Raw genomic sequence first — 17,634 nt, forward strand, 5'->3', positions numbered from 1 at the left:
GTCAGGCGGACTCGAGGGTGTCCTCGATGTCGCTGGACTCGACCTCGTCGATGAGTGACTCCAGCTCCACCCGGAGGAAGTCGAGGTCATCGGGGACGTTGATGAGGATGAAGTGGCGACGTGGGTTGTTGGCCACACAGAGCCCGATGCCGAGCCGGGACCTGCCGTGCCGGTCGCGCCAGGCGCGTTCGAGCTGGGGACCGCCTTGCCAGTCGACGGGCGCGTGCAGCCAGCCCTGGACGTCGACGAGGTCGCCATCAGGTCCGTGACGCCGGTTCTTCGGGGGATCGAATCCCTCGAGGGTGACTCGTTCATCCATGTTTTCGACGGTACTCCTGACAGCCGTTTGCGAGAACGGAACGACGACCGGCGAGTCCCCATCGTCACCGCACCGACACACACCCATCCTGTGGCTCCCAGGGAATGAACACGGAATGCCCAGCATCAGCAATGCCGCGTGCGGACGGTGTCGGGCCACCTGAGAGCGGGATGCGAGGATGTCCGACGTGACCCTCTCCGCCTTGCCTGTCGCCGCCACGCACGTCGCCGCCGTCCCCGTCACCACGGTGTGGTCGAGCCCGGACAGCCCGCGCGGCGTGGACGAGCCGATGGTGAGGGACGCGCCCGACGCGGTGGCCTGGCTCGCTGCGCTCGACGCGAACGCGAGCGACGACGAGTCCGGCGACGGGCGCCTGGGCCTGCACGGGCGCGTGGAGTCGCAGCTGCTGGACGGGGAGCCCGTCGTCGTCACCGAGCTCGACGGCACCGGTCGGTGGGCACACGTCGTCGCACCCTGGCAGCTGTCTCCCAAAGACGGCCGCGGCTACCCGGGCTGGGTGCCGGCTGCGCACCTGCGCCCCGTGAGCCCTGAGGACGTCGCCCTCAACCGGACGCCGGCCGCGGACGCTGACCTCGACGGCTCCGGCTCTGAGGCAGAGCACCCGGCGATCGCCTTGGCGCGCAAGCACATCGGGCTCCCCTACCTGTGGTCCGGTCTGTCTCCGTTGGGGTTCGACTGCTCGGGCCTCGTCCTGCACACGTGGCGCCGGTTGGGCCAGGTCGTCGCGCGTGACGCGTACGCGCAGGCTGAGTTCGCAGCGCCCGTCGCCCTGGGCGAGGTCCAGCCGGGCGACCTCTACTTCTTCGCCCGACCCGGCCAGCGCGTGCATCACGTCGGCATCGTCGTGGACCGGGGCCGGATGGTCCATGCCTCGGAGACGGGCGGCGTCCTCGTCGAGGAGGACCTGTCCACCGAGCGGATCGCGACGCTGGTGGCCGCTGGGCGGCTCCCGCTCCCGTGAAGGTCGACCACCGCACTGCGCCCCTGCTGGTCCTCGGGGGTGTCGTCTCTGTCCAGTTCGGCGGCGCCTTCGCTGCCACCCTGGTCCCGCGGATCGGCGCGGCCGGGTCGGTCTTCCTTCGCCTCGTCTTCGCGACGCTGATCCTGTATGCCGTCGCCCGGCCATCGTGGCGACGCCGCTCCCGGTCGGACTGGGTCACGGTCATCCTTTTCGGCCTCGCCCTGGCGGCGATGAACACCGCGTTCTACGCCTCGCTCGCACATCTGCCGATCGGCGTCGCGGTGACCATCGAGTTCCTCGGACCGCTCGGACTGGCCGCCATCCTGAGCCGCCGACCTCGGGACTTCCTCGCCGTGGCCGCTGCGGCTCTCGGCGTCGCCCTCGTCTCGGGCGCCTTCGACAGCTCGTGGAACCGGTTCGACCGGATCGGCATCCTCTTCGCGGCGATCGCGGGAGTGATGTGGGCGGCATACATCGTGATGAGCCAGCGAACCGGCAAGGCGTTCCATGGACTCGACGGGCTCGCGCTCGCCCTCATCGTGTCGAGCATCGTCGTGGCGCCGCTCGGGCTGACGACCATCCACACCTGGACGCCGCGCGACGTCGCCCTCGGTCTCGCGATCGCGGTGCTGTCCTCGGTGCTGCCCTACTCACTCGAGCTGGTCGCGTTGCGTCATCTCGCGCAACACGTCTTCGGGATCCTGCTCAGCCTCGAGCCCGTCGTCGCCGCCTTCGCCGGCTTCGTGGTGCTGGGCCAGGTCCTCGACGCCCCACAGCTCGTCGGAATGGGCCTGGTCGTCGTCGCCTCCGCCATCGTCCTGGGCTCGCAGGAGCGGCCGGCCTCCCCGGACGCGTCGGTCGGGCCGGGCTGATGCTCGACTTGACCTCAAGTCGACGTGAAGTCCTACCGTCGCGCCATGCCGATCAGCCCGAATGCCGACGCAACCGTGAGTGACTCGCGCACGGACTCACGACGTGGCGAGACCAGCGGCGGTCTGCTCTCGCCGGCCCTGCGCGCAACCACGATCGGCGTGCTGGCCCTCGTCTCCCTGCACGCCTTCGAGGCTCTCGCCCTGACCACCGTCATGCCGACGATCGCTGCCGAGCTGCACGGCGAGTCCCTCTACGCGATGGCCTTCACCGCGACGCTCGCGAGCGGGATCGTCAGCATCGTCTGGTCGGGCAACCTGGCCGACCGGCACGGCCCGCGACCGCCACTGGTCCTGGGCCTCGTGCTCTTCTGTGCCGGGCTGGTCGTCGCGGGCCTCGCACCGTCGATGGTGGTGCTCGTCGGCGCTCGGGTCGTGCAAGGACTCGGCGCGGGGATGACCAGCACGGCGCTCTACGTCCTCGTCACGCGCGTCTACCCGCAGCGGCTGCACACCGCGATCCTGGCCGGCTTCTCGGCGGCCTGGGTCGTCCCCTCCGTCGCGGGTCCGTTCGTCGCCGGCGTCATCACCCAGGCTCTCGGATGGCGCTGGGTCTTCGGGCTCGCCATCCTCGTGCTCATCGTCGCTGCGGCCCTGCTCGCGCGCATCGTCCGTGGCCTTCGCCAGGAGGCCGTCGACCTGCCGTGGCGCTGGCGGGCGCTGGGCGCCTCGGTCGTTCTTGCTGTCGCCGTCCTCGCGCTGAACTCGGTCGCGGGCAGCCTCGACGCCCTGGCGGTCGTCGTCGTGGTCGTCGGCCTCGTGACCATCGGGCTCATGCTCGCGCCCCTGACGCCACGGGGCACCCTGTGGGCAGCGCGCGGGCTGCCGACCGACATCCTGCTGCGAGCCCTCGCCTTCGCGGCGTTCAGCGGCACGGAGATCTACCTGCCACGGTTCCTCACGGAGCGCGACCACCTGAGCCCCAGCCTCGCCGGCCTCTCGCTCACCCTCACCGGCGTGACCTGGTTCCTCGGCTCCTGGGTCCAGGGCCGCTGGGAGGATCGGTTCGAGATCGGCCGAACCGCGGCCGTGTCGATGGCCACGATCACCCTCGCCCTGGCGGGACTCGCCGTTGCCGTGGCCGCCGGTGCGCCGGCTTGGGTCGTCATCGTCATCTTCCCGGTCGTCGGCCTGGGCATCGGGACGCAGTATCCGCGCGTGACGGCCCAGGCCCTGGCTCGGGCCGAGGCGACGCAGCAGGGGTTCGTCAGCTCCGCCCTGCAGATCGGCGACTCCTCCGGTGGCGCGACGGCGATCGCCCTCTCGGCCGTCGTGTTCGCGGCTGCGGGGTCCGTCGTCCCAGGCGCCTACGTCGCCGTCTTCGGCGCCATGGCCGTGCCGGCTCTCGTCGGATGGATCGTGGCGCACCGGGTCCGCTGACCACCGACGTCACCCCGGCGTACGCCCGAGCGACCGCACGCCAACCAGCAGGACGAAGGGGCCGAGCGATCATGTCGCTCGGCCCCCCACGTCGCCTGTCAGTGGTGCACGGAGTCCGTCGGGTGGTGGTCGGCACCAGCCTCGAGCGCGGCGTCGCGACGAGACTTCCAGAGGCTCGCGATGGTCGTGACGCCGAGGATGAGCACGATGGCGCCCAGCGACACGACGATCGGGATGTCCGGGATGTTGTCGAACTTCTGGCCGCCGTTGAGGAACGGCAGGTTGTTCTCGTGCAGCGCGTGCATGACGAGCTTCACGCCGATGAAGCCGAGCAGCACGGCCAGGCCGATGCTGAGGTAGACCAGCTTCTTGAGCAGCCCACCGATGAGGAAGTACAGCTGCCGCAGGCCCATCAGGGCGAAGATGTTCGCCGTCAGGACGAGGAACGGCTCCTTGGTGAGACCGTAGATCGCCGGGATCGAGTCGAGGGCGAAGAGCAGGTCGGTCGTGCCGAGCGCCAGGATGACGATGAACATCGGGGTGACGAGGCGCTTGCCCTTCTCGACGACGGTGAGGTGCGCGCCGTTCCACCGCTTGGTCGCGGGGAAACGCCGCTCGACCCACAGCAGGAAGCGGTTCTCGTGGTACTCCTCGTCGTCGCTCTCCCCTCCACTCGCGAGCTTGACCGCCGTGTAGATGAGGAACGCCCCGAAGATGTAGAACACCCAGGCATAGCTGTTGATCACCACGGCCCCGAGCCCGATGAAGATGCCTCGGAGCACGATGGCGATGACGATGCCGATCATCAGGGCGGACTGTTGCAGCTTCGGTGGCACCTTGAAGCTGGCCATGATCAGCAGGAACACGAAGAGGTTGTCGACGGACAAGGAGTACTCGGTCAGCCAGCCGGCATAGAACTCGCCGGCGAACTGGCCGCCCCACTCGAACCACACGAAGAGGCCGAACACGACCGCTGCGCCGATGTAGAAGGCCAAGTGCCTGCCGGCCTCGGCCATCGTCGGCACGTGAGGCCGTCGCGCGATGACGAACACGTCGACGATCAGGAACGCCGACATCAACCCGATGGTGAGGAACCAACCCCAGACGGGAACGTTCATGGATGCAAACCCTTCCGGTCACCAGACAGTAACCGGAGGTCTCTCCCGCCCGACAGTGCCCTGCGGCGGACCGACGGGACCGGGAGCCGAGTGCTGGCGCTCCGTGATGACGAGCCCGTCGCGTGGGGGATACTCCCCTCCGTGAACGCCTGATCCTCTCATCCCCGGCCAGGGGAGCTCAAATCGGTCCGCCCACTGGGCGAGCTGCCTCGGAGCATGTCAGCGGGCGGTGCCGTCAACGGGTCGCGGCGCTCATCTGACGGAGCTCCTTCTTGAGCTCACCGATCTCGTCACGCAGGCGGGCGGCGAGCTCGAAGTGCAGCTCGGCGGCGGCCTGGTGCATCTGCGTGGTCAGCTCCTGGATCAGCGAGGCGAGGTCGGCCGCCGCCAGGTCCGCCGGGCGGTTGGAGACACCACCGGCAGAGACCCCGAGGTCGGCTGTCATCGCGCCCCTGCCCGCGCCGGTCTTGCCGCGCGACTGCATGCGGCCCGAGCCGATGAGCTCCGCGGTGTCGGCGTCCTCACGCTGGAGCAGGTCGGTGATGTCGGCGATCTTCTTGCGCAGCGGCGTCGGGTCGATGCCGTGCTCGGTGTTGTAGGCGATCTGCTTCTCGCGGCGACGGTTGGTCTCGTCGAGGGCGTCCTGCATCGACGGCGTGATCTTGTCTGCGTACATGTGCACCTGGCCCGACACGTTGCGGGCGGCGCGGCCGATGGTCTGGATGAGGGACCTGGTCGAGCGGAGAAAGCCTTCCTTGTCCGCGTCGAGGATCGACACGAGAGAGACCTCCGGGAGGTCAAGGCCCTCGCGGAGCAGGTTGATGCCGACGAGGACGTCGAAGATCCCGGTGCGCAGCTCGCGCAGCAGCTCCACGCGGCGCAAGGTGTCGACCTCGCTGTGCAGGTACCGGACGCGGACACCCTTGTCGAGCAGGTAGTCGGTGAGGTCCTCCGCCATCTTCTTGGTCAGGGTCGTCACGAGCACACGCTCGTTGCGCTTGGTGCGCTCCTGGATCTCGTGGATGAGGTCGTCGATCTGGCCCTTCGTCGGCTTGAGCACGACCTCGGGGTCGACCAGCCCGGTCGGGCGGATGATCTGCTCGACGGGTCGGCCGGAGCGGGCCAGCTCGTACTCGCCCGGCGTCGCCGACAGGTAGATGGTCTGGCCGATGCGCTCGAGGAACTCCTCCCACTTCAGCGGGCGGTTGTCCATCGCGCTCGGCAGGCGGAACCCGTGCTCGACCAGCATGCGCTTGCGCGACATGTCGCCTTCGTACATCGACCCGATCTGCGGGACCGTCTGGTGCGACTCGTCGATGACGAGCAGGAAGTCATCCGGGAAGTAGTCGAGCAGGCAGTTCGGCGCGGAGCCGGCCGTGCGGCCGTCGATGTGGCGGCTGTAGTTCTCGATGCCGTTGCAGAACCCGACCTGGCGCATCATCTCGATGTCGTACGTCGTGCGCATCCGGAGTCGCTGCGCCTCGAGCAGCTTGCCCTGCTTCTCGAAGAGCGCCAGCTGGTCCTCCAGCTCGAGCTCGATCCCGCGGATCGCACGATCCATCCGCTCCGGGCCGGCGACGTAGTGGGAGGCCGGGAAGACGTACATCTCCTGCTCCTCGTTGACCACCTCTCCGGTCACGGGGTGCAGCGTGTAGATCCGCTCGATCTCGTCGCCGAAGAACTCGATGCGGACCGCCAGCTCCTCGTAGACCGGGATGATCTCGACCGTGTCGCCGCGCACCCGGAAGGTGCCCCGGGTGAAAGCCAGGTCGTTGCGGGTGTACTGCATCTCGACGAACCGGCGCAGGAGCAGGTCGCGCTCGATCTCCATCCCGACCCGGACGCTCGTCATGCGGTCGACATACTCCTGCGGCGTACCGAGGCCGTAGATGCATGACACCGAGGCGACGACGATGACATCGCGGCGGGTCAGCAGCGAGTTGGTCGCCGAGTGGCGCAGCCGCTCGACCTCGTCGTTGACCGACGAGTCCTTCTCGATGTAGGTGTCCGTCTGCGGGATGTACGCCTCAGGCTGGTAGTAGTCGTAGTACGACACGAAGTACTCGACGGCGTTGTTGGGCAGCAGCTCCCGGAACTCGTTGGCCAGCTGGGCCGCGAGCGTCTTGTTCGGGGCCATGACGAGCGTCGGCCGCTGGACCTGCTCGATGAGCCACGCCGTCGTCGCCGACTTACCTGTGCCCGTGGCGCCGAGCAGCACGGTGTCCTGCTCTCCCTGCTTGACGCGCCGGGTGAGCTCGGTGATGGCCTGCGGCTGGTCGCCGCTCGGCTGGTACTCCGAGATGACCCGGAAAGGGGCCACGGTGCGCTGGAGGTCGGTCGTGGGACGCATGGGTCAACCGTACGTCTCACGACCGACAGCGCTCATCGCGCTAGCGCCGGCGGGCAAGGCGCTCCTCGTCCTCGTCGGTCCAGCAGGGTCGCAGCTCGACCGTCTCTCCAGGACCGGTGAACGTGGTCGCGATCTGCTCGGCGCGCTCTCTCGAGGCGACGTCGACGAGGAAGAAGCCGGCCAGGTGCTCCTTGGACTCGGCGTACGGCCCGTCGGTCGCCACCGGAGTACCACCGTCCCAGCGGAACAGTCGGGCGTCGGAGGGGGCGCCGAGCGCCTCACCACCCGTGAGCTCGCCGCTGCTCGACAGCTCGGTGAGCAGCGCCTCGAAGTCGGCGTTGAGCCGCTCGCGCTCCGACGCCGGCAGCGCCTGGTGCTCGGCGACGAACTCCCCCGTGGGGTGACCCCACGGCTGCGGGTTGGAGTGGATCAGGATGACGTACTTCACGGTCGTGCTCCTTTCGGGGGGTGTGCGGCCGGTCGACCGCCCACAGCAGAGACGTCGGAGCCGCATCGTCGTTCTCGACGCCCGCCCGGGACCGAGTCCGGCCACCAGGACACGCCCCGACGCCGAGCGGGTGTGCTCGGTCCCCACCTCAGCACGGCACCGTCACGGCACGCGGTAGGTCCACTCGGGCGTGGCGAACTTCGTGTCGACCAGCTGCTGGGCCTCGGCCAGCTCCTCCGGCGTGTAGTCAGCGTCCTTGGTGCGGTAGCGGCGCGCGAACGACGCGGCGAACGACTCGAGGATGCCGTCCCGGCTCAGGCCGGTCTGCGACCGCATCGGGTCGACCCGCTTGTTCGCGGACTTCGTCCCCTTGTCCGAGAGCTTCTCGCGCCCGATGCGGAGCACCTCGAGCATCTTGTCGGCGTCGATGTCGTAGGCCATCGTCACGTGGTGGAGCACAGCGCCCGCAGCGAAGCGCTTCTGTGCCGCCCCGCCGATCTTGCCCTTGTCGCTCGCGATGTCGTTGAGGGGCACGAAGTGTGCCGAGACCCCAACGTCGGAGAGGGCACCGATGACCCACTCGTCGAGGAACGCGTAGGAGCGCTCGAAGCTGAGGCCCTCCACCAGCGAGGTCGGGACGACGAGCGAGTAGGTGATGGTGTTGCCCGGCTCCATGAACATGGCGCCGCCGCCGGAGACCCGGCGCACGACGTCGATGTGATGCCTGGCAGCGCCGTCGGGGTCGACCTCGTTGCGGACGGACTGGAACGAGCCGATCACGACGAGCGGGCTGTCCCAGTCCCAGAAGCGAAGGGTCGGCGGCCGCACACCGGCTGCCACCTCCCGGGCGATGACCTCGTCGAGCGCGACGTGCATGGCCGGGTGGAGCACTGTGGCGGGGATGACGTCGAAGACATGGTCATCCCAGCCGGTCGCCTTGCCCAGGGCGCGCCGTACGGCGATCCCGACCGACTCGGCCGTGAAGCCGATGAGCGATACGTCGTCGGCCAGCGCCCCGGTCACCGCAGACGCGAGCTGCTCGACACCCGCGTCGACGGGCATGCCCGTGAGGGCGGCGTTGATGTCGCCGAGGGCGTCGTCGGGCTCGAGGAAGAAGTCGCCGGACACGCTGACGTCGGTCAGCCGTCCGTCAACGATCTCGAGGTCGACCGCAACGAGCTTGCCACCGGGAACCTTGTACTCACCGCGCATGACACGCACAACACGCGATCACGCCGCCGTATGCCGCCGCTTGCCGTTGCCTGCCGTCGGATGTCGTGCGGCCGGCCCCGAGATCCGCGAAGTCGCACGCCGGACGCACCGGCTCGGTCAGGGCTCGGGACGCCAGCCGGTCCGGGCCGCCCAGGCCCGGGCGCGCTCGAACGCACCCTCGAACCACGGCTCCTTGGCCTCGACGTATGCCTCGGTGGAGCCGTCCGCCGCCAGGAGCCGGCGTTTCTCGCCGGCGTACGAGGCGCGCTCGGCAGGGTCGTGCACCAGCCAGTCCCGGAAGAGCAGCGCGAACCGCCACCCGGGGCTCCCGTGCTCGCGGACGTGGACGTGGACGTGCTCGCAGGGGTCGCAGCCGCCCCAGAACCGCTTCGTCCACCCGGCCGGGTCGGCGCCGGAGGGATGCGGAGTGTCCTGGGTGTTGCCCTCGACGAGGACGTAGCCGGCGTCCCGGAGGGACGTCTCGACCTCGTCGCGGTCGGCGTCGGCGAGGTGACGTACCCCGACCTGGACGTCGATGACGTCCTTCGCCAGCAGCCCCGGCACCGCGGTCGACCCGACGTGTGACACCTCGGTGGCCACGCCGCTCGCTGCCAGGGCTGCGCCGATCTTGGCCACGACTCGCTGACCACGTGCTCCCCAGTCGGCGCGCGGCTCGACGACCGCCCCCCGCTCCGGACGCTTGGTCCGTATGCCGTCTCGCAGGTTCGCGGCATACGGCTCGATCCGCTCATGCCACAACCGGTCGACGGCCTCTTCGAGCTCCGTCGGGGTCCCGGTGTTCTCGAGGACCACATCGGCCACCAGCCGGCGCTGCTCGTCGCTCGCCTGGGTGGCGATGCGATGCCGGGCATCCTGCTCGACCAGGCCCCGCTGCTCGACCAGCCGCCGGACCCTCGTCTCGACGTCGGCAGCCACGACGACTGTGAGGTGCTCGTGCACCCAGAGCCCTCGCTCGACGAGGAGCGGCATGTCGAACACCGAGACGCTCCCGTCCGGTGCGGTCGACCTCAGCTGCGCGACACGTGCCGCGATGGCCGGAGTGGTGATGTCCTCGAGCTCGGCCAGCGCCTCGGGGTCCGGAAAGACGATCGCCGCGAGCCCGGCCCGGTCCAGTGTGCCGTCGTCACGGATCACCTGCTCGCCGAACCGCTCGCGGATCCGCGCCAACGCCGGGGTGCCCGGCTCCACCACCTCGCGCGCAACCTGGTCGGCGTCGACGACGTGGGCGCCCAGGTGGGCCAGCCGCCCGGACACCGTCGACTTGCCCGAGCCGATCCCACCGGTGACCCCTATGCGCAGCACGCGGGCCAGCCTAGTGGCGGTCCTCGCCATCGCTCGCGCGGTCGAAGATCGCCAGGAGTCCCTCGGCCAGCCAGCCGGCATACATCTCGTGGGTCCAGCCGCAACGCCGCACGAACCGGTCGTAGATCTCCGGTGCCGAGACGACCCAGACCATGTCGATGAACCGCTCGCGGTCCAGCCGGGGAGGCAGCCCGTGTGCCTTCTCGAGCGCGTTGAGTGCGTTGGTGTTGCCCGCGCGACGCTCAGCGTCGATGGTGGCCACGAAGGCCTGCAGGCCGGCGTCTCCCCCGGCCCCCTGGGCGAGAATCACCCCGAGCAGCGGGCCGACGCGCTCGTAGATGGTCGCGCAGAGAGCGGCATAGGCGCGCACGAAGCCCTCGCGGTCCGGAGCCTGGGACATGGCCCGGAACTCGGGACGCTCCTGCATCGCGATCGGCTCGTCGTCGCCGACGAGCATGACGTCGTAGACCGCTTTGACAACGTCCGCCTTGCCGCCGATGGCGTTGTACACCGTCTGGGCACTCACGTCGGCCGACGCCGCGAGCTGGCTGACCGACATCGCGTGGTAGCCGTGGCGCAGCAGCATCTCGCGAGCGGCGTCGATGATCCGGCGGCGGGTCGCCTGCGCCGCCTCAGCCCGCGAGCTGTTGTCGTACGCCCGGTCTGTTGACATTGCGGTCCTTCGAATGGATCATATGTTCGCTGGAACGGCGTTCTAGCGAATGGGTGGGGTCAGGGGTCCCCATCCCGCTGCTGCACCTCGCGGTGCAACGGGAGCCAACAGCGGCGACCTGTTGCCGCACCGAGTGTGCCACGAACGCCCCGGCCCCCGCCGCGCGGGGAGACGGAGGGGGAGCGAGGGATCGGGTCGCAGGGCCCGGTCCCTCGCTGCCGTCAGGGTCCTGCTCCGGCGCCGGCAGTCCCGCTCGCAGGTGCTGCAGCGACGCTCAGCCGGGGTCGCTCGGCGAGGCGGGAGCCACCGCGCCGATCAGCGCGATGGCCCGGTCGGGATAGTCCGAGACGAGCCCGTCGACGCCCGCGTCGACCATCGCGCGCATGCGCGCCGGGTCGTTGACGGTCCACGGCAGCACGGAGAGCCCGAGGTCGTGCGCCTGGTCCACCAGTGCCCGGTCCACGATGATGTGCTCGGGCGAGATGACGTGAGCGCCGAGCTCGGCCACGGCCCCGCAGACGTCGTCGCCGTGGTCCTCGAACCGCACGCCGCCCGTCCACGGGCTCCCCTGCACCCACGTCACGTCCGCCTCGACCAGCGCCGACCTGGCGACGTGTGGCGCCACGCGGGCCGACAGCTCCAGCACCGACCAGTCGAAGGAGTGGACGAAGCACTGCCACTGGAGACCGAGGTCGTGCACGGTGTCCAGCACGCCGTCGAGCAGCACCTCGCGCCCCGCGACCTCACGCGCGTCGAGCGGGTTGACCTTGAGCTCGATGGTCCACCACACGTCCGGCGCCCGTTCCAGGCCGAACGTGAGCACCTCGCGCAGGGTCGAGATCCACGCGCCCGGAGCCGGGGCCTGGCCGGGGAAGCCGGGCAGGACCTGGCTGCCCACGTCGACGGTTCGCAGCTGCGCCAGGGTGAGGTCGGCGATGTGGGCCCCGATGAGGTCGGGGCCGGTGGGCAGGCACTTCAGGGGCAGCAGCATCGGGTCGTGCCACACGACGAGCTGCCGGTCGGCGGTCAGCCGGACGTCGAGCTCGACCCCGGTCACACCCGCGTCGAAGGCGGCCCGGAAGCTCGAGAGGGTGTTCTCCACCACGAGGCCCTTGGCACCGCGATGTCCCTCGATGTCGAAACGTCCCGAGGCCCAGGGGCCGACCCGCCGGTCTGCTTGGCTCACGGGACGACCGTAGACGAGAGCCCCGGACCCGTGTCGGATCCGGGGCTCTCGAAGAGCGGTCAGGCTCAGTTGCCGGTCAGCTTCTCCCGAAGCGCGGCGAGCGCCTCGTCGGACGCGAGGGTGCCCTCGGCCGGAGCCGGCGAGCCGCTGCGCGGGCCCTCGGAGTCGGACGAGTCGCCGGTCGCCGACGAGTAGGAGGTCGCCGTGCCGGCGCTGGACGCAGCCTCGGCGTCGGCCTTGTGCGCCGCGTCGACCTGCGCCTTGTGCGCCTCCCAGCGGGCGTGGGCCTCGGCGTACTGCCGCTCCCAGCGCTCGCGCTGGGCCTCGAAGCCCTCGAGCCACTCGTTGGTCTCGGGGTCGAAGCCCTCGGGGTACTTGTAGTTGCCCTGCTCGTCGTACTCCGCGGCCATGCCGTAGAGCGTCGGGTCGAACTCGGACACCGGGACGGAGTCGTCGTTGGCCTGCTTGAGCGACAGGGAGATACGACGACGCTCGAGGTCGATGTCGATGACCTTGACGAAGATCTCGTCGCCGACGTTGACGACCTGCTCCGGCAGCTCCACGTGGCGCTCGGCCAGCTCGGAGATGTGCACGAGGCCCTCGATGCCGTCCTCGACGCGCACGAACGCACCGAACGGGACGAGCTTGGTGACCTTGCCCGGGACGACCTGGCCGATGGCGTGGGTCCGGGCGAAGTGCTGCCAGGGGTCCTCCTGGGTCGCCTTCAGCGACAGGGAGACCCGCTCGCGGTCCATGTCGACGTCGAGCACCTCGACGGTGACCTCGGTGCCGACCTCGACGACCTCGGACGGGTGGTCGATGTGCTTCCAGGACAGCTCGGAGACGTGGACGAGACCGTCGACGCCGCCGAGGTCGACGAACGCACCGAAGTTGACGATGCTGCTCACGACGCCCTGGCGGACCTGGCCCTTCTGGAGCTCCTTGAGGAAGGTCGTGCGGACCTCCGACTGCGTCTGCTCGAGCCAGGCACGACGCGACAGGACCACGTTGTTGCGGTTCTTGTCGAGCTCGATGATCTTGGCCTCGATCTCCTTGCCGACGTACGGCTGGAGGTCACGGACGCGACGCATCTCGACGAGCGACGCAGGAAGGAAGCCGCGCAGGCCGATGTCGAGGATGAGACCACCCTTGACGACCTCGATGACGGTGCCGGTGACGACGCCGTCCTCCTCCTTGACCTTCTCGATCGTGCCCCAGGCGCGCTCGTACTGGGCGCGCTTCTTGGACAGGATCAGCCGGCCCTCCTTGTCCTCCTTCTGGAGAACGAGGGCCTCGACCTCGTCGCCGACACCGACGACCTCGGACGGGTCGACGTCGTGCTTGATGGACAGCTCACGCGAGGGAATGACGCCCTCGGTCTTGTAGCCGATGTCGAGCAGGACCTCGTCCCGGTCGACCTTGACGATGCGACCCTCGACGATGTCGCCGTCGTTGAAGTCCTTGATGGTCGCGTCGATGGCGGCAAGGATGTCTTCCTGAGAGCCGATGTCGTTGATGGCGACCTCAGGCGCGGTCTTCTCGACCGTGTTGGCAGTCATGTAGTAGGAACTCCGATTGTGGACAGTTAGGTTGGGGACCCCGGATCCTGAGCACGTGGCTCATCGACCCGACGTCTTGTGGACAGGTGCATCCCTGATCGTGCGCACACGAATGTGCTCGGCAATCCTATCGACGCTGTCAGCACCCGGTCAAAAGAACGCTGAGTATGCCGTGGATATGCCATGACCACGCCGAGCGATGCGACTCGCAGGCCGGCTCCCCCGGACGAGACGGTCGCGGCGAACCGGGCCTGGTGGGACGCCGAGGCCACGCCCTACTACGTGGAGCACGGCGCCTTCCTCGGTGACACCGACTTCGTGTGGGGACCCGAGCGGCTACGGGAGGAGGACGCGCATCTGCTCGGCGACGCCAAGGGTCAGGTCGTCCTCGAGATCGGAGCCGGGTCCGGGCAGTGCTCCCGCTGGCTCGCCGGACGCGGCGCGACGGTCGTGGCCACCGACCTGTCCGCCGGCATGGTGGCGACCGGGGTCGCGGTCAACGCAGCGGTCGACGAGGGAGCCCGCGTGCCGTTCGTGCAGTGCGACGGACGGTCCCTGCCGTTCGCCGAGGCTGTCTTCGACACCGTCTTCACGGCATACGGCGTGGTGCCGTTCGTGGCCGACTCCGACGTGGTCATGGCCGAGGTGGCGCGCGTGCTGCGCCCCGGTGGGCGGTTCGTCTTCTCGACGACGCACCCGGTCCGGTGGGCCTTCCCGGACGACCCCGGCCCGGACGGCCTGACGGCACGGCACTCGTACTTCGACCGCACCCCGTACGTCGAGCAGGACTCGGCGGGCCGCGCGACCTACGTGGAGCACCACCGCACGTTCGGCGACCGGGTCCGCGAGATCGCCGCTGCCGGTCTCACGCTCGTCGACGTCGTCGAGCCGGAGTGGCCGAGCGGCCACGACGAGCCGTGGGGCGGATGGTCGCCGCTGCGCGGCCGCGTCATCCCCGGCACCGCGATCTACGTCTGCACCAAGGCCTGAGCAGGGCCCACCCGTCCCGCCCGCCGGGCCTCCCGGTGAGGGGTCAGGCGACGGCGCGACGCTGCGAACGGGTGAGGCCGTCGAGCGCCTCCAGGCCCTCCGCGTCGTCATCACGGCTGGACGGGCCGGACCCGCGAGACGAGATCAGCAGGAGGACCCCGACGCCGATGAGGACCAGGCCCAGCACGATGCCCACGGGGCGAAGAGCACCGCCGACGAAGCCGAGCAGCTTGCCCTTGGTGCCCCAGGCCTTCGCGTTGTCCTGGACCGTCTGGTCGGTGTATCCGATCGTGCCCTTGGTCGTGGCGATCTCCCCGACGTCGCTGACCAGGGCCTTGTCCAGGACCTCCTGTCCCTTGATGAGCACGCCGGTGTTCGGCTCGACCCAGAGGGTCCGTGTGTTGCCGTACATCACCTTGGCCACGATGTCGTCCCCGGTCCGGTCGAAGATGCCCGCGGGGACCGGGCGGGTGGCCACCTCGGCGCGCGGGATGACCTGCTCGAAGACATACGTGTTGACGCCTGCGATGTTCTCCTCGCGGACGAAGTTGATGTCGACCGCCCGTCCGAGGTCACCGTCCCACCAGGGGTAGGTCTTCTTCTCGACCGCGAACGGGAACTTGAAGAACAGGCCCTCGTGCTTGACCGGCACCATCTTCTCGGGATCCTCCAGGTCGCCGGCCGAGCGCACGTCGGTCGTGGACCCGGTGGTGAGCCCAGTCGTCCGGTCGAACGTGACGATCTCGTTGCTGAAGGTCAACGGACCGACCCCGACCGCCTCCGACTTCACGCCGGTCTGCCAGACCGCGGTCGTGTCACGCTGGTCCGCCGGCACGGCGCCCGGGATGCCGACGACCATGCGGGTGCTGCGCACGCTGGCATCGGTCAGCTTGTCGTAATGAGCGGTGTCGCCCTCGGACCACAGCCGGAGCACGGACATGCCCTCGCCCTGCGACACCGACGTCGAGCTCTGGTCGAGCGGGACGGTCGTGAGCTGGTCGTAGATCAGCGGTTTGCCCAGGATGCCAAGGAGCAGGAGGGCGACGCCGAGCACCAGCGAAACGGCAGCGAGAACACGGCGCAACTGAGTGACTCCCGGGCTTGATGACAACGCTGTCAAGGACAGGCTACGCGCTGGTAACCTCACTTCGCGCGAAGCGTACCAGCGTGTACGGTGGCCGTCACCCACCACAGAGCACCACCTTGCAAGGACGCTAGGAGCCCCTCTTGACCGAGGTCGCCTCGGCCGGCGGACGACACCGGTCTCCCGTGGCGCACACCGGCGCCGACCCAGATGTCGCCGCCGACGATGTCGCCGTCGACGAAGGACCGAGCTGGCTCGTGCGCGACCCGGTTCGCACGGCTGCCCTCGCCATCGCCGTGATCAGCCTCGCCATCCGTGCCAGCGTCCTCAAGGACGGCTACTTCCTCACGGACGACTTCATGCTCACGACCCGCGCGGTCGAGAACGACCTCGGCTTCTCCTACCTGACCCGGGTCCACACAGGGCACTTCGAACCGATCGGGTTCGCCTTCATGTGGGTCTTCGCCCATCTGGCCACCCTCGACTGGACGGTGGCCGTGCTGGCCATCATCGCCGCGCAGGCCCTGCTGTCGTTCATGGTGTGGCGGCTGCTCACCGAGCTGTTCGGCCGCCGGGCCATGACGCTGCTGCCGTTTGCGGTGTTCAGCATCAGCACGCTGACCCTGCCCACGTTCAGCTGGCTGTCCGCGGCGATCATCTGGGCGCCGCTGATGATCGCGATGGCCGGCGTGCTGCGGCACCACACCCGGTACCTGCGCACGCGCCAGACGCCCAACCTTGCCGGCGCGGGCATCTGGCTGCTCGTCGGGATGGCCAGCTTCGAGAAGGTGCTCGTCCTGCTGCCATACCTCGTCGCGTTCTCGTTCGTCGTCCTTCCGAGCCTGCGGCTGCGGTGGACGGCACTGCGCGGCTTCGTCCGCGCGACCCTGCCACTCTGGCTCGTCTACGGGGCGTGCACGGCGGCATACCTCGGCGTCTACGTCACCAACGCGCGTCACTCCGACGTCAGCTCCGGGCTGCGCTCCCCCGGCGTCGGCACCCTCGGCGAGTTCGCCTACCGCACCGTGCTGCAGACCTTCGTCCCGGGCGCCCTGGGAGGCCCGTGGGAGTGGACGCCCGTGAGCAGCGCCACCGCAATCGTGTCCTCCCCGCGCGGCTTCGAGTGGGGCGCGTGGGTGGTCGCCGCCGCCGTCGTGGGTGCGAGCCTGGTGCTGAGGCGACGCGCAGTCCGGGCATGGGTCTCGCTGGCCGTCTACCTCTTCTTCTCGATCCTCGCGCTCGGGGTCAGCCGAGTCCCGCTCATCGGGTCCGTCGCCGGCCTCGAGACCCGCTATGTCGCCGACGCCGTCATCCCCCTCGTCATCACCATCGGCTTCTGCGTGATGCCGGTGCAGGGCGAGCGCAACGCGTGGTACGCCACGCCGTACGGCCTCCCGGCCGAGACGTTCCGGCGCGTCAAGCGGGTCTGCGTTGCGTCGCTGCTCGCGGTGATGCTCGCCCTGTCGCTGCACGCGATGAGTGGCTATGCCACGTTCCACGCCGCCAACCCGTACCGCGCCTTCGTCGAGAACGCCCGAGCGGGGTTCGCGGCGCTGCCCGACGGGGCGCAGGTGTACGACACAGCGCTCCCGGTCGACGTCGTCGGACCCTTGTTCCTCGACTACAACCGCGTCAGTCGCTTCCTCGCGCCGTTCACGGACGCCCGCGGCCGGGCCGCGCTCTACGAGACGACGGAGTACACCAAGCCGTATGTGCTGAAGCCCGACGGGACGTTCGCCCCGATGCGGGTGGACGGCATCGGGTCGCCGGCACCGCTCGGCGGCACGTGCGGGTGGAGCGACGCGTCCGGGCGGGTCGTCGTGCCGCTCGCGGCCGACGTGTTCGCCTGGTCGTGGGCCATGCGGATCGGCTATCTGGCCGACGGCGACGCATCGGCCGTCGTGCACCTCGGCAAGGGCTCGGTCCCGATCCGGCTGCACCAGGGACTGGGCGAGGTGTTCATCCCGATCACCGGTGGCGGCAACCAGGTCGAGCTGACCGACCTGTCCCCGGGGGTGCGCGTGTGCGTCGGGGACGTCCAGGTCGGCAATCCGGTACCCAAGGCATGAGGGTCCGCCCGG

The 17,634-nt window shown here is 69.5% G+C and carries 15 protein-coding genes; 5 read left to right on the forward strand and 10 right to left on the reverse strand.

Annotated features, from left to right (window positions below; translation table 11 throughout):
• Window position 1: 1 nt before the first annotated feature.
• On the reverse strand, window positions 2-319 hold the full coding sequence (locus ACWEOW_RS12570; protein WP_452269541.1) for a hypothetical protein: 318 nt from the start codon (window positions 317-319) through the stop codon (window positions 2-4).
• 178 nt (window positions 320-497) lie between these two features.
• Here ACWEOW_RS12570 and ACWEOW_RS12575 point away from each other — a divergent pair, with 178 nt between their 5' ends.
• From ACWEOW_RS12575 to ACWEOW_RS12585, 3 genes are read left to right on the forward strand one after another with little or no spacing between them, the layout of a single operon-like run.
• On the forward strand, window positions 498-1,301 hold the full coding sequence (locus ACWEOW_RS12575; RefSeq protein ID WP_452269542.1) for an NlpC/P60 family protein: 804 nt from the start codon (window positions 498-500) through the stop codon (window positions 1,299-1,301).
• Window positions 1,298-2,173 carry an EamA family transporter gene (locus tag ACWEOW_RS12580; protein WP_452269543.1) on the forward strand — a complete coding sequence of 292 codons (876 nt, stop codon included), beginning with the start codon at window positions 1,298-1,300 and terminating at the stop codon, window positions 2,171-2,173. Before ACWEOW_RS12575 ends, ACWEOW_RS12580 begins: the two co-directional genes overlap by 4 nt.
• Window positions 2,174-2,218: 45 nt before the next feature.
• Window positions 2,219-3,610: an MFS transporter gene (locus tag ACWEOW_RS12585; RefSeq protein WP_452269544.1), complete on the forward strand. Its 1,392-nt coding sequence runs from the start codon at window positions 2,219-2,221 to the stop codon at window positions 3,608-3,610.
• Window positions 3,611-3,708: 98 nt separating this feature from the next.
• On the opposite strand, the gene ACWEOW_RS12590 is transcribed toward ACWEOW_RS12585, so the two are convergent.
• From ACWEOW_RS12590 to rpsA, 8 genes are all read right to left on the reverse strand, one after another.
• A complete protein-coding gene (locus tag ACWEOW_RS12590) occupies window positions 3,709-4,728 on the reverse strand; it encodes a TerC family protein (RefSeq protein WP_452269545.1) in 1,020 nt (339 codons plus the stop codon).
• Window positions 4,729-4,963: 235 nt separating this feature from the next.
• Window positions 4,964-7,078 (reverse strand): excinuclease ABC subunit UvrB, encoded by a 2,115-nt coding sequence (uvrB, locus tag ACWEOW_RS12595; protein WP_452269546.1) that lies wholly within the window; start codon window positions 7,076-7,078, stop codon window positions 4,964-4,966.
• A gap of 40 nt (window positions 7,079-7,118) precedes the next feature.
• The gene (locus ACWEOW_RS12600) at window positions 7,119-7,526 is read right to left on the reverse strand and encodes a YciI family protein (protein WP_452269547.1); all 408 of its coding nucleotides are present in this window, start codon (window positions 7,524-7,526) and stop codon (window positions 7,119-7,121) included.
• A gap of 162 nt (window positions 7,527-7,688) precedes the next feature.
• Window positions 7,689-8,738, reverse strand: a complete 1,050-nt coding sequence (locus ACWEOW_RS12605) for a lipoate--protein ligase family protein (RefSeq protein ID WP_452269548.1) — start codon at window positions 8,736-8,738, stop codon at window positions 7,689-7,691.
• A 117-nt stretch (window positions 8,739-8,855) separates the two neighbouring features.
• Entirely contained in the window at window positions 8,856-10,061 is a 1,206-nt protein-coding gene (gene coaE, locus ACWEOW_RS12610) for a dephospho-CoA kinase (protein WP_452269549.1), read from the reverse strand.
• 10 nt (window positions 10,062-10,071) lie between these two features.
• Window positions 10,072-10,734 (reverse strand): TetR/AcrR family transcriptional regulator, encoded by a 663-nt coding sequence (locus ACWEOW_RS12615; protein WP_452269550.1) that lies wholly within the window; start codon window positions 10,732-10,734, stop codon window positions 10,072-10,074.
• A gap of 274 nt (window positions 10,735-11,008) precedes the next feature.
• The gene (locus tag ACWEOW_RS12620; protein ID WP_452269551.1) at window positions 11,009-11,920 is read right to left on the reverse strand and encodes a glycerophosphodiester phosphodiesterase family protein; all 912 of its coding nucleotides are present in this window, start codon (window positions 11,918-11,920) and stop codon (window positions 11,009-11,011) included.
• A 65-nt stretch (window positions 11,921-11,985) separates the two neighbouring features.
• The gene (gene rpsA, locus ACWEOW_RS12625; RefSeq protein WP_452269552.1) at window positions 11,986-13,479 is read right to left on the reverse strand and encodes a 30S ribosomal protein S1; all 1,494 of its coding nucleotides are present in this window, start codon (window positions 13,477-13,479) and stop codon (window positions 11,986-11,988) included.
• A gap of 183 nt (window positions 13,480-13,662) precedes the next feature.
• Between rpsA and ACWEOW_RS12630 the strand changes: the two genes are divergently transcribed.
• The gene (locus ACWEOW_RS12630) at window positions 13,663-14,469 is read left to right on the forward strand and encodes a class I SAM-dependent methyltransferase (protein ID WP_452269553.1); all 807 of its coding nucleotides are present in this window, start codon (window positions 13,663-13,665) and stop codon (window positions 14,467-14,469) included.
• A 43-nt stretch (window positions 14,470-14,512) separates the two neighbouring features.
• Here ACWEOW_RS12630 and ACWEOW_RS12635 read toward each other — a convergent pair whose 3' ends face one another.
• Window positions 14,513-15,553: a DUF3068 domain-containing protein gene (locus ACWEOW_RS12635; protein WP_452269554.1), complete on the reverse strand. Its 1,041-nt coding sequence runs from the start codon at window positions 15,551-15,553 to the stop codon at window positions 14,513-14,515.
• 143 nt (window positions 15,554-15,696) lie between these two features.
• On the opposite strand from ACWEOW_RS12635, the gene ACWEOW_RS12640 reads away from it, so the two are divergent.
• Entirely contained in the window at window positions 15,697-17,622 is a 1,926-nt protein-coding gene (locus ACWEOW_RS12640; RefSeq protein WP_452269555.1) for a hypothetical protein, read from the forward strand.
• Window positions 17,623-17,634 lie beyond the last annotated feature (12 nt).

The organism is Monashia sp. NPDC004114 (genome assembly GCF_053603855.1).